Genomic DNA, 12,769 nt, shown 5'->3' with positions numbered 1-12,769 from the left:
TACAATTAGCTGATAGCCATTGGTTTTTCGCTTTTTAATACTTCATTTTTGAATTGATTGCCTCGGTCTTCATAACCATTGAACAAATCAAAACTTGCGCAACAAGGCGACAACAAAACAATGTCTCCTTTTTCTGCCACCGATTTGGAAACCTCTACTGCTTGTTGCATACTGGAAGTGTCATAAATCTGCGTTTTCTTGCCTTTGAAAAAATCAATAATTTTCTGATTATCAATTCCTAAGCAGACAATTGCCTTTACTTTTCTTTTAACTAAGTCTTCAATTTCTGTATAGTCGTTCCCTTTGTCTTTTCCGCCGACAATCCAAACAACTGGTTGTTTCATACTTTCCAAAGCGAAATATGTTGCGTTCACGTTGGTTGCCTTACTGTCATTGATGAATTTCACGCCGTTGATTTCGGAAACGGGTTCCAATCTGTGTTCAACCGCCTGGAAAGTCATTAATGAATTTCTAATACTTTGATTGCTGATTTCCAATAATTTACCAGCGATACTTGCCGCCAGGCTGTTGGCAACATTATGTTTTCCTAAGAGTGACAATTCGTCGATGTTCATTGTGAAGCCATCGTTGACATTCACCACGAAGTTTTCATCGATGGAAAATGCGCCTTTTTCTAATCTTTCGTTCAATGAGAATGGCACTTTGGTCACTTTTAAATCTAATTTTCCTAGAAGCGATTTGCTCATTTCGTCATCTTTATTGTAGATGAAAAAATTGTTAGCTTCCTGATTTTCAGCAATTCTGAATTTAGCCAAAGCATATTCTTCGTAATTGTAATTGTACTGGTCCAGATGGTCCTTAGACAAATTCAACAAAAGAGAAATATATGGTCTAAAGTTTTGAATATCATCCAATTGAAAACTACTCACTTCCAAAACATAGTAATCGAAATTCTCCTCAGCAACTTGTTTGGCAAAGCTCTTTCCGATGTTTCCACCCAAACCAACATTGAAACCGTCTTCCTTCAAGATATAGTAAATCAAAGAAGTCGTAGTGGTTTTCCCATTGCTTCCAGTGATGGCGATGATTTTCGCATCTGTAAACTCAGAAGCAAATTCAATCTCAGAAGACAATCTGATTCCTTTTTCCTGAATCTTCAAAATCATCTCGGCTTTTTTCGGAATTCCGGGGCTTTTGATAATCCAGTCGGCATTCAAGATTTTCTCTTCAGAATGTTTTCCGTCCTCATAATCAACGCCCAGTTCGTCAAGCTCTTTTTTATAGTTCTCACGAATCATTCCCATATCCGAAAGGAACACGTCAAAGCCTTTAGCCTTCGCCAAATATGCTGCGCCAACACCGCTTTCTCCGCCACCAAGTATTACTACTCTCATATTATTCTGTAAAATGTATTATGTACAAAGTAAAATGACTTTTAAGATGTACATCATTTGGTTATTAATTCTAATAAATCTGTAAAAAATACGTGGTACATTATACTTTTTACATTTTACAATTCCTTATCTGGTTTTTAAAGTGATTAAGCAAATAATCGCAAGCATTACACCCAAGATTACCATTCGGTTTACGATTTTGCTTTCGTGGAAACCTTCTTTCTGATAATGGTGATGAAGCGGTGACATTTTGAATAATCTATTGTTCTGGGCATATTCCAGCCCGTATTTTCTCTTTCTGTATTTGAAGACCCAAACCTGTAAGATGACGGATAAAAGTTCTATCAGAAAAACTCCGCACAAAACTGGAATCAACAATTCCTTTCTTAAAATAATTGCCAAAACTGCAATCACCCCGCCCAACATCAAACTTCCTGTATCGCCCATAAAAACCTGCGCGGGATAAGTGTTGTACCAGAAAAATCCAATCACAGCTCCCACCAGAGCGAGGGCAAAAATCGTTGTCTCTCCCATATGTGGCAGGAACATTATATTCAGATAATCCGCGAAGATGATGTTTCCAGAAACATAGGCGAAAAATGCCAACGTGAGCAAAATCACAACGCTGGTTCCAGCGGCCAAACCATCGATTCCGTCGGTGATATTGGCTCCGTTTGAAACTGCCGTTACAATGAAAATCACAATCGGGATGAAAACAATCCACGCCCATTCGTGCGCCTCAGCATCATCCATCCAAAACAAAATCCCGCTGTAGTCAAACTCGTTGTTTTTTGTGAAAGGTACTGTAGAAACCGGAATTTTCTCGTCTTCCATAAAGTTCTGTTCCACATTATTTCTGTTCACGACAGTCGAGTCTGCGTACTTTCTCTTAACCTCGATATCGGGGTGGAAATACATTGTAACTCCGACAATTAAGCCTAAACCAACCTGCCCAATTACCTTGAATTTTCCACTTAATCCGTCTTTATTTTTTTTAACTTTCTTAAGATAATCATCAAGAAAACCAATCGCGCCCATCCAAAGCACCGAAATGATTAGAAGAACAATGTAGATATTGGTGATTCTCGTGAATAGCAAAACGGGGATGATGGTCGCCAAAATGATAATCAAACCGCCCATTGTCGGCGTTCCTTCTTTCTGCTTTTGTCCTTCCAGACCAAGGTCTCTCACCAATTCTCCCATTTGTTTTTTTCTGAGGTAATTGATAATCTTTTTCCCGTAGGCCATCGCAATAATCAGCGAAAACAAAACTGCCATCGCCGCGCGGAACGAAATGTACTTGAACAAGTTCATCCCGGGAACGTGTATTCCGTGAGCGGTTAAATATTCGTACAAATAATACAGCATATTCTCTTATTTTCCCATTAATTGTAATAGTTCTCTAATCGTCTCTTTGTCATCAAAATGATGTTTCACGCCGTTGATTTCCTGATAGGTCTCGTGGCCTTTTCCCGCAACTACGACGATATCTTTTGGCTCAGCAAATTTGATGGCCATTTTAATTGCTTCTCTTCTATCTGGAATCGAAGTGTATTTGCTGAAATTCTGAGGTTGGATTCCAGCTTCGATTTCTTTGATGATTTGCGCCGGGTCTTCCGTTCTCGGATTATCCGACGTGATGATTGCCAACGTCGATTTCTTGGTCGCAATGTCACCCATTTCCGGACGTTTGGTTTTGTCTCTGTCGCCTCCACAACCGAAAACACAAATCAATCTTTCGTTTTTGGTCCTGATTTCATTGATGCTGTCCAACACATTTTCCAATGCATCCGGCGTGTGAGAATAATCAACAACGAAGAAAATTCCGCCATTTGATTTTATTGTTTCGAAACGGCCATTCACGCGTTGAAGTACAGAAATCGCCTGCAAAACCTCATCTTCATTCATTCCTAATTCCAAAGCAATTCCGTAAGCTAAAAGTAGATTTGAAGCGTTGAATTTCCCGGTCAATGTTGTCCAGAATTCTTTGTTGTTAAAGTTCAGCAACATTCCGTTGAAGTCCACCTCCAGAACTTTTCCGTGGAAATCTGCCATTGTTTTCAAAGCGAAGGTTTTCTTTTTCGCTTTTGTATTTTGAAGCATTACCGAACCGTTTTTATCATCAGCATTGGTGATGGCAACCGCAGAATCTTCTAACTCGTCAAAGAATCTTTTCTTTGCGTAGATGTAATTTTGGAAAGTCTTGTGATAATCCAAATGGTCGTGCGTAATATTCGTAAAACCAGCCACTTTGAAGTGTAATCCTTCGGTTCTGTTTTGAGAAATCCCGTGAGAACTGACTTCCATAAAAGCATATTCACAACCGATTTCAACAGCTTTCGCCAACATTTGATTTAATCTGATGACATCCGGCGTTGTGTGAGTTGAAGGGATAATTTCGTCTCCGATTCTGTATTCAACAGTGGAAATCAAAGCGGATTGATAACCCAATGTTTTGAAAATATCAAACAACAAAGTTGTCACGGTCGTTTTTCCGTTGGTTCCGGTAACACCGATTAATTTTAATTTCTCGGAAGGATTTCCGTAAAAGTTAGATGCCAAATGTCCTAATGCTTTTGAAGAATCCTCAACTTTAATGTAAGTAATATTATCATTAATTTCTGAAGGCAATTCTTCACACACAATCACTTTCGCACCTTTTTCGATGCTAGAATTGATGTAAGAATGTCCATCGGAAACTGTTCCTTTCAACGCTACATACAAAGACTCTTCAACAACTTTTCTGCTGTCGAAAACCAATTCAGAAACTTCTCTTTCGAGAGTTCCGATTGTTTCCAAAACCTGGATTCTTTGTAATAATTTTTCTAAATTCATAGTCTGCTTTTGGCTTCTGGCAAATTGCTTTTAGCCTATTTTAATTCTGAAGTTCCAGATATATTTTTTGGTTTTTCCCAATGTGAGCACCTTCTGCCGGAAACTGTCCTTTAATTTTTCCGACACCTTTATAGTCAACTCTGTAACCCATATTTTCCAATTGTGGAATCACATTTTTTCCAATCAGCCCCACAACATTTGGCATTGAGTCTTTTCTGACATTCAGTTTTACATTTGGTTCCACCATTTTATTGAGGTTCACTTTATGTTCTACCAACATTTCTTTTTCAACATTCAAAGGTGTCTTAAGGAAAGTCTTTCCTGCAATCTCTTTAAAAACCGGCGCTGAAACCGAACCTCCATAAAAACCTTTTGATGTATCTGGTTGATTTACAACCACAATACAAGTATATTTCGGATTGTCCGAAGGATAAAAACCAGCGAATGATGCTTGATATTTCATCGGCCCAGGTTTCCAATATTCGAATCTTGCGGTTCCTGTTTTTCCTGCGATTTTCAGATTGGGTGTATAAATACTTCTTGCTGTTCCCTTCTCAACTGCTTTTGTCAAAGCATTGGTCATCATCGTGATTGCTTTTTCCGAAGCCATTCTTTTCACCATTACTTCTGGCTTGGAATTGTACAAAACGTTTCCGTCTTTCATTATTTTATCAATGAAAAGCGGTTTTACCATTTTGCCTTTGTTCGCAACACCATTGTAAAATGTCACCAATTGCAACAGCGGAAAGCTCGATGAATAACCATATCCTAATGAAGCCAAAGTTGCTTTGTTCCATCTTTTGCTTTGAGGCGTTTGGATGGATGGTTTTGCAATTCCTGGCAATTCGATTTGCATTTTATCGAACATTTTCCAGCGTTTCAGATGGTTCAGAAAAACTTCTGGTTTGTCACCATAATGTTGCGTAATGATTTTCGCTGCGCCAACGTTGCTGGATTTCGCCAAAACATCACTCACATCATAAGTTCCACCGCCGTGACCATCTGTAATTCTTTGACCCGCGTAGGTCCAAATGCCGTTTCCAATGTTGACTTTCGTATTTTCATCTATGAAACCATCGTCCATCGCCGCCAAAAGTGAGACAGTTTTGAAGGTAGAACCTGGTTCCTGAGCGTCTTTCACTGCATAGTTGTAAGCATCAACATAGATTCCTGGTTCGGTTCTTCTAAGGTTGACCATCGCTCGGATTTTCCCGGTCTCCACTTCCATCACCACCACACAACCGTGGTCTGCATCGAATTTCACCAGTTGATTTTCCAAAGCCGAATGCGCAATATCCTGAATCCTCAAATCCAAAGTCGTGTAAACATCCTGACCATCAACAGGCTCTTGAACTTTCCAGTAATCGATTGGCTTCCATTGAGATGAGTTGATTCTTTGCTCCAAACGGGTTCCATCAATCCCAGTCAAGAATTTGCTGAATGCACCTTCGAGACCAGACTTTGATTCGCCATTGTCCATTCCAATCGTTCCAGCGCCAATCTGCGAAGTTGCCAACTCTCTTCGGAAGTTTCTTTGAATAATGAAACCGCCCTTATTTTTTCCTTTGATGAAAATCGGAAAGTTTCTGATTCTATCATATTCGTCGAAGTCAAGGCCTTTTGCCAAGAGATAATATTGGTTGTTCTTTTTGTTCTGAGCATCCAATTTTGCTCTGAAATAACTTCTCGGCTTGTCGAACATTTTGCTGAGAGAATCCGTCAATGCTACAATATTATTGGAATAAATTGTATCTCTCATCGATTTGAAATCGAGATAAACATCGTAACGCATTACCGTCGTTGCCAAGATGGAACCGTCTGATGCGTAGAGATTTCCACGCGCCGCTTTTAAAGTGGCTTCGCGGTAGTTTTTGCTGATGTAATTATCTTCAAACTCTTGCACATTGGTATTCTGAAGAACCAAAATTCTCCCTAGAAAAATCACAAACAAAACGAAGGCCCCTAAAACAAAAAGGTAGCCCCACTTGAGTGCATTGGACCGTTTCTTTTCGTAATCGTTATTCTGATTTATCATTTGTGCTGTCTAGTTTTATCAATAATTTGGTTGGATGACTGTCCAAACTCACCAGTGAATCCTGAACCATTTCTTTTCCCAGCTCCGATTCCATTCTAATTTTTATCAGTCGGCTTTGTGCGTAGGCATTTCGCGACTTGTATTCTTCTGTTTCTTCTTTTAGTTTGTTGACGTGCTCAATTTTCGTGTTGACCAAATGATTGCTGTAAATCATCACCATCAGCAATCCGAAAATGAACAGGAAATATTTGTAATGCGCTTTTACCTCATCACGGTTAAGGAAATTCCCTTTTATGATGTCCATAAAAGTGAGTCTCTTCTGTTTGTTTTGAGTTAATTTTGCCATTTTTTGGTTGTTTGTTGTCGGTTGACAGTCGATAGATTTAGAATTTCTCCAACAACTATCAACTAAAAACCATCAACTATAATTTCGTTCCTATTCTCATTTTTGCGCTTCGTGCGCGTGAGTTTTCTTCTATTTCTTTATCGTCTGGGATGATTGCTTTTGTCTTTAACAATTCAAAAGTTTTCTTGTAATTCCCATAAATATCTCTTGCCGGTTCACCTTCGAACATCCCGTTTTTCAGGAAACGTTTTACTAATCTGTCTTCCAAAGAATGGTAAGAAATCATTACCAATCGGCCTTCCGGCTTCAAAACTTTGTAAGACTGAACTAATAATTCCTTCAACACTTCCAATTCCTGATTGACCTCAATTCTGATTGCCTGAAAAATCTGAGCGAAAAATTTATTTTGTTTGAAAGCTGGGATGTAACTGAAAAGTGATTTCAATTCATCCGTTGTGTTGATTTTTTTTGCCTTTCTGTGATGAACGATTTCTCTGGCCAACTTTCTGGATTCTCTTAATTCTCCATAATTATATAATACATTAGCCAAATCTTCCTCTTCATATTCATTGATGATTTTCTTTGCATCAAGTCCTTGCATCACATTCATTCTCATATCGAGAGGCGCGTTGCTTCTGATAGAAAATCCACGTTCTGCCTCATCAAACTGATGGGAGGAAACACCCAAATCCGCCAAAATCCCATCAACGCCAGTCACGCCATAAGCCAACAACGAATTCTCCAAAAACCTGAAATTCTGATTAATCAAAGTGAATCTCGGGTCGTCAATCGTATTCTTCAAAGCATCCAAATCCTGGTCGAAAGCGTACAATTTCCCTTTGTCCGAAAGTCGGCTGAGAATCTCACGGGAATGTCCGCCACCACCGAAAGTGCAGTCCACGTAGATGCCGTCCGGATTGGTTACCAGACCATCTACACTTTGTTTCAGCAAGACTGGATTATGATACATATTTTTTATAATTGATAAATGATGAGTGATAAATGATATTTTGACTCTCTTAGTCTCTTGTCTTTTAGTCTGCTGTCTCTCCCGAATCAAGGTTTCCCATTACGTCTTCTGCGAGGTTTGCGAAATCAATTTCACTTACTGCGATGACCTGTTCGTAAGATTCTTTGTCCCAAATCTCGAAGAGTTCGCCAGCACTTGTGATGACGATTTCCTTGTTGAGGTTGGCAAACTGCGTCAAATCTTTGCTGATTTGCAGACGACCGACGTTGTCCATTTCCACGGTTTTCACACCGGCGGTAAACATTCTGATGAAATCCGCATTTTTCTTGACGAACCGATTGAGTGCATTTATCTTTACCATCAATCTGTCCCAAGGTTCCATCGGGTAAACTTCCAGACATTTTTGAAACACCGAACGCTTGACGATAAATGGCTCATCTGCAAAGTGTTCCATCTGCTTCGTAAGCGAAGCAGGCAGTTTGATGCGCCCTTTGTCATCTATTTTGCACTCGTATGTTCCAATGAAGTTTTTCATTTGGAGCAAATTTATATAAATTTCTACCACATTTTACCACTTTTGCCCACAATTGTACTTAATGTTTATAACTTTTTGGTTTCAGGGCATTCTTGGCTAATGATTTGATTTAAAATCGATTAAAAAGAAATATTGAGAAATCCTTTATCATAAAGGCTTTTCTTTGAGTGGTTTAAAAAAATCGGTTTAAAATTGTCCATTATTTAAAATCATTCTAAACCCAAAATCAAATCCATATATTTGTTATATGAAATCGCCGTACTTCAAAAATGAAAATACCGATGGATAAAAAAGCGATTGCATCTGACCTTTAAAAATCAATAAGTTTCTTCATATGAATTATTTAGAAGCGCTTAACTGGCGATATTCCGTAAAAAGATTTAACGGAAAAAAGATTTCCTCCGAAAAACTGAACAATATTTTGGAAGCTGGAAGATTGTCAGTCAGCTCACAAGGACTTCAACCCTATCATCTTTTGGTGGTGGAGAATGATGAGACGATTCAGAAATTGATTCCGGCATTTTACAATCCATCGCAGATTTCGACTTGCTCTCATTTGATTGCTTTGGTTTCAAAGACCAATATCAATAAGGAATATGTTGATAATTATTTTAGTCATATTATTAATGAACGAGGCGTGACTTTGGAACAATTGGTGGCTTTTAGGAATAATATCAATTCCCAATTGGAAAATCAAACTTCGCAGGAAATGGAAAGTTGGTCAGAGAAACAGAGTTACATAGTTCTTGGTTCTTTGATAATGGCTTCGGCACAGGAAAATATCGACAGTTGCCCGATGGAAGGTTTCAGACAAGACATTTTGGAAGACGTTTTGAAAATCGATAAAGAAAGTGAGAAAATCGCGGTAGTTCTGACTTTAGGTTACAGAGCTGAGGATGATAATTTCCAAAACTTCAAAAAAGTAAGAAAACCTGCGGATAAGTTCATCAAATTCTTATAACTTTATTCCTTTGAATTTCCTCAGATATTTTTGAGGGCAGTAATTATTATTTATGATAAAAACAGACGTTCTCGTAATCGGTTCCGGAATCTCAGGCCTTTCTTACGCCATCAAAATCTCCGAACAATTGCCAGACACCAAAATCATCATCGTGACAAAAGGCAATGAGGATGAGAGCAATACAAAATATGCGCAAGGCGGATTGGCCGTTGTCACAGATTTTTCCAAAGATAATTTTCAAAAACATATAGACGACACGTTGCGAGCCGGCGATTACATCAACGACCCGGAAATCGTGAGAATGGTAGTGGAAGAAGCGCCACTCAGATTCAATGAAATTGTGGAATGGGGAGCGAAATTTGACCAAGAAAAAGGTCAATATTCACTTGGACGAGAAGGCGGACACACGGAAAACAGAATCGTGCATCACAAAGACATCACAGGCTTTGAAATTGAAAGAGCACTTTTGGAAACTGTCAACAATTCTCCGAATATCGAAATGTTGGCGCATCATTACGTCATCGATTTGATTACGCAACACCACGTTCCAAATAAAAAGTTCGAAAAGGAAAACCTCGATTGTTACGGCGCTTACGTCCTTGATGAGAAAAATAAGAAAATCAAAAAAATCACTGCGAAAATCACTTTGGTAGCAACCGGAGGCGCAGGTCACGTTTATAAGAATACGACCAATCCAATCATCGCAACCGGAGACGGAATTGCCTTTGTTCACAGAGCGCACGGCAAAGTTTCGAATATGCAGTATTATCAGTTTCATCCAACGGCGATGTACTCCAAACGTGACGGAATGTTGTTTTTGATTTCTGAAGCCGTTCGTGGCGATGGCGCAAAATTGAGAACAAAATCCGGAAAACCTTTTATGCAAAAGTATGATGAACGAGAGGAATTGGCTTCCCGTGACATCGTTGCAAGAGGCATTGACAATGAACTGAAAATCAGCGGAGACGATTACGTTGGTCTGGATTGCCGAGAAATGGACAAGGAAAAATTCATCCATCATTTCCCTAATATTTACAAAAAATGTATGGATGAAGGCATCGACCCAATGAAAGAGCTGATTCCAGTGGTTCCGGCTTGTCATTACTTAATGGGCGGAATTGATACGGATAAAAACGGACAATCATCCATCAAAAATCTTTTTGCCGTTGGAGAATGTACCAATTCTGGGCTTCACGGCGCCAATCGTTTGGCTTCGAATTCTTTATTAGAAGGTTTGGTTTTTGGCCACAACGCGGCGATGAAAACTGTGGAACTTTTGAAAGAAAATGATTTCAACTTCGATGACCTGAAAGCTGTTCCGGAATGGAATGAAGAAGGAATGAAAATGATGGACGAAATGGTTCTCGTGACCTACCTTAGAAAACAACTTCAGGAAATGATGAGCGATTTGGTTGCGATTGTGAGAAGCAATGCGAGATTGGAATTGGCCAAGAAAAAACAGCGCGAAATCTACGAAGCGGTGACGGAACTTTATAATTATTCCATCCTTTCGCCACAACTTTCAGAATTGAGGAATCTGGTGAATATTTCTTATTTGATTATCAAGCAATCACTAGAAATGAAAGAGAATAAAGGTGCTTTTTACAATAAGGATTTGGCTACGAAACCGCTTTTGATTAATGAGTAATTGAAATATGCTTAAGGAAAACAATGAACAATACTTCCGTTGGATTTCAGACTTGAAACAGAAAATCCAGCAAAGTCAAATCAAAGCGGCCATTCAGGTAAATTCTGCTTTGATAGAGATGTATTGGGATTTGGGAAAGGAAATCTCGGAAAGGAGTTTTGAGAATACTTATGGTTCGGGATTTTTCAAGCAATTGAGTAATGATTTGAGAAATGAATTTCCTGAGATTAAAGGTTTTTCCTCATCCAATTTAAGGTACTTTGAAATATTTTATACTTTTTATAATCAAGAAGTTATAAATCTCCACCAAGTTGGTGGAATATTTACAGAGGAAGAAAAAAGTCAACAAGTTGTTGGCGAATTCAATGAAAACAGTGAAAGCGCAATTCTCCACCAAGTCGCTGGAAAATTCGAGAAAACTTCAAATCTCCACCAACTTGGTGGAGAATCCATTCAAAAACTTTTTTTAATTCCGTGGAGGCATCACGTTGAGATTTTTACGAAATGTAAAAACGTAACTGAAGCTTTATTTTACATTAATAAAACCATAGAAAACGGTTGGAGCAGAGCGGTTCTGTTGAATATGATTTCGGGAAACCTCTACCAATCTCAAGGAAAAGCGATTACCAATTTTTCTAAAACCCTTCCCGACTACGATAGCGAACTCGTAAAGCAAACTTTGAAAGACCCTTATATTTTCGATTTCCTTAATATAAGTGAAAACTTCAAAGAGCGGGAATTGGAAAATGCTTTGATTGATAATATCCAGAAATTCTTAATTGAATTGGGCAATGGATTTGCATTTGTTGGGAAGCAAGTAGAAATGAAAGTTGGGAATCAAAGTTTTTTCTTAGATTTACTTTTCTATCATATTAAACTAAAAAGATACGTTGTCATTGAACTAAAATCTGGAGAGTTCGAGCCGGAGCACGCAGGAAAACTCAATTTTTATGTGACGTCTGTCGATAAGCAATTGCGTGACGAAAATGATAATGCAACGGTCGGACTGATTATTTGTAAAACGAAAGACGACATCATTGCAGAATATTCTTTGACCGATTTGCACAAACCTTTGGGAATCTCTTCCTATGAATTAAGAAAAATCTTACCAGATAACTTTAAATCTTCCCTGCCAAGCATCGAAGAAATTGAAAATGAACTTAATAAAAACATCAACACAAAATGAAAAGACCAGCATACGCCAGCGATAAAGTTTTAAAGGAATTCATCAGAACCGCTCTGGAAGAAGACATCCAAAACGGCGACCACTCTACACTTTCCACCATTCCGAAAGATTTGGAGCAGAAAGCGCAACTTATAGTCAAAGAAAATTGCATTCTGGCTGGAGTGGAATTGGCGGAAATTATTTTTAAAAACTTTGATAAGAATTTGAAAGTTGAGGTTTTCATCAAAGATGGAGAATCTGCGAAAAAAGGTGATATCGCTTTCATCGTAACTGGAAAGGCAAGGTCAATTCTATCAACAGAAAGATTGGTTCTGAATTGTATGCAAAGAATGAGTGGAATCGCAACAATGACGCACGATTGGGATTCCCGATTAATAGGAACCAAAACAAAACTTCTCGATACCAGAAAAACGACACCGAATTTCCGGGTCTGCGAAAAATGGGCCGTCGTCATCGGTGGTGGAACCAATCATAGATATGGACTTTATGATATGATAATGCTAAAAGACAATCACGTCGATTATAACGGAAGCATCACCAACGCTGTTAAAATGGCGAAAGATTATGTCAAAAAAAACAAGCTGAAACTTAAAATTGAAGTCGAAACCAGAAATCTAATAGAAGTAAAAGAAGCTGTAAAATCCGGCGCTGACAGGATAATGTTTGACAATATGCCAGTCGAAATGATGGCTGAAGCCGTTAAAATCGTTAATGGAAAAACAGAAACCGAAGCTTCGGGGGGAATTACACGTGATGTGTTAAATTCGGTGGCGAAAACTGGGGTAGATTTTATCTCAGCGGGTGCTTTAACTCATTCTTCGAGCAATATCGACCTGAGTCTCAAGGCATTAAAAATTTAACACTATATTAACAGAACCTATTGATTTTTTTAAGACTT

Annotated in this window: 11 protein-coding genes; 4 read left to right on the top strand and 7 right to left on the bottom strand. The window is 38.6% G+C overall.

All coding sequences use genetic code 11. From position 1 onward, the window contains the following. Positions 1–5: 5 nt before the first annotated feature. The 7 genes from murD to mraZ all read right to left on the bottom strand — a co-directional run bounded on the left by murD (position 6) and on the right by mraZ (position 8,076). Positions 6–1,355, bottom strand: a complete 1,350-nt coding sequence (gene murD / locus PQ459_03705) for a UDP-N-acetylmuramoyl-L-alanine--D-glutamate ligase (GenBank protein WDF47599.1) — start codon at positions 1,353–1,355, stop codon at positions 6–8. A 126-nt stretch (positions 1,356–1,481) separates the two neighbouring features. Further along, the gene (mraY, locus tag PQ459_03700; protein WDF47598.1) at positions 1,482–2,723 is read right to left on the bottom strand and encodes a phospho-N-acetylmuramoyl-pentapeptide-transferase; all 1,242 of its coding nucleotides are present in this window, start codon (positions 2,721–2,723) and stop codon (positions 1,482–1,484) included. 6 nt (positions 2,724–2,729) lie between these two features. Continuing rightward, positions 2,730–4,190 carry a UDP-N-acetylmuramoyl-L-alanyl-D-glutamate--2,6-diaminopimelate ligase gene (locus PQ459_03695; GenBank protein ID WDF47597.1) on the bottom strand — a complete coding sequence of 487 codons (1,461 nt, stop codon included), beginning with the start codon at positions 4,188–4,190 and terminating at the stop codon, positions 2,730–2,732. Between the two features lie 40 nt (positions 4,191–4,230). Beyond that, positions 4,231–6,225, bottom strand: a complete 1,995-nt coding sequence (locus tag PQ459_03690) for a penicillin-binding transpeptidase domain-containing protein (GenBank protein ID WDF47596.1) — start codon at positions 6,223–6,225, stop codon at positions 4,231–4,233. Beyond that, positions 6,209–6,571, bottom strand: coding sequence for an FtsL-like putative cell division protein (locus PQ459_03685; GenBank protein WDF47595.1), 363 nt, complete (start codon positions 6,569–6,571; stop codon positions 6,209–6,211). Before PQ459_03685 ends, PQ459_03690 begins: the two co-directional genes overlap by 17 nt. Before the next feature lie 76 nt (positions 6,572–6,647). Next, positions 6,648–7,541, bottom strand: coding sequence for a 16S rRNA (cytosine(1402)-N(4))-methyltransferase RsmH (gene rsmH / locus PQ459_03680; protein ID WDF47594.1), 894 nt, complete (start codon positions 7,539–7,541; stop codon positions 6,648–6,650). A 64-nt stretch (positions 7,542–7,605) separates the two neighbouring features. Next, positions 7,606–8,076, bottom strand: coding sequence for a division/cell wall cluster transcriptional repressor MraZ (mraZ, locus tag PQ459_03675; GenBank protein ID WDF47593.1), 471 nt, complete (start codon positions 8,074–8,076; stop codon positions 7,606–7,608). A 334-nt stretch (positions 8,077–8,410) separates the two neighbouring features. Here mraZ and PQ459_03670 point away from each other — a divergent pair, with 334 nt between their 5' ends. From PQ459_03670 to nadC, 4 genes are read left to right on the top strand one after another with little or no spacing between them, the layout of a single operon-like run. Next, the gene (locus PQ459_03670; GenBank protein ID WDF47592.1) at positions 8,411–9,037 is read left to right on the top strand and encodes an NAD(P)H-dependent oxidoreductase; all 627 of its coding nucleotides are present in this window, start codon (positions 8,411–8,413) and stop codon (positions 9,035–9,037) included. A 52-nt stretch (positions 9,038–9,089) separates the two neighbouring features. After that, positions 9,090–10,685, top strand: coding sequence for an L-aspartate oxidase (nadB, locus tag PQ459_03665; protein ID WDF47591.1), 1,596 nt, complete (start codon positions 9,090–9,092; stop codon positions 10,683–10,685). Positions 10,686–10,692: 7 nt separating this feature from the next. Then, positions 10,693–11,871, top strand: a complete 1,179-nt coding sequence (locus tag PQ459_03660; protein WDF47590.1) for a PDDEXK nuclease domain-containing protein — start codon at positions 10,693–10,695, stop codon at positions 11,869–11,871. Continuing rightward, a complete protein-coding gene (nadC, locus tag PQ459_03655) occupies positions 11,868–12,731 on the top strand; it encodes a carboxylating nicotinate-nucleotide diphosphorylase (GenBank protein WDF47589.1) in 864 nt (287 codons plus the stop codon). The genes PQ459_03660 and nadC overlap by 4 nt, the downstream gene beginning before the upstream one ends. Positions 12,732–12,769 lie beyond the last annotated feature (38 nt).

The sequence above is a fragment of the Chryseobacterium sp. KACC 21268 genome (assembly GCA_028736075.1).
In the GTDB taxonomy this organism is placed as follows: domain Bacteria; phylum Bacteroidota; class Bacteroidia; order Flavobacteriales; family Weeksellaceae; genus Epilithonimonas.
This window is presented reverse-complemented; position numbering and strand designations above follow the sequence as displayed.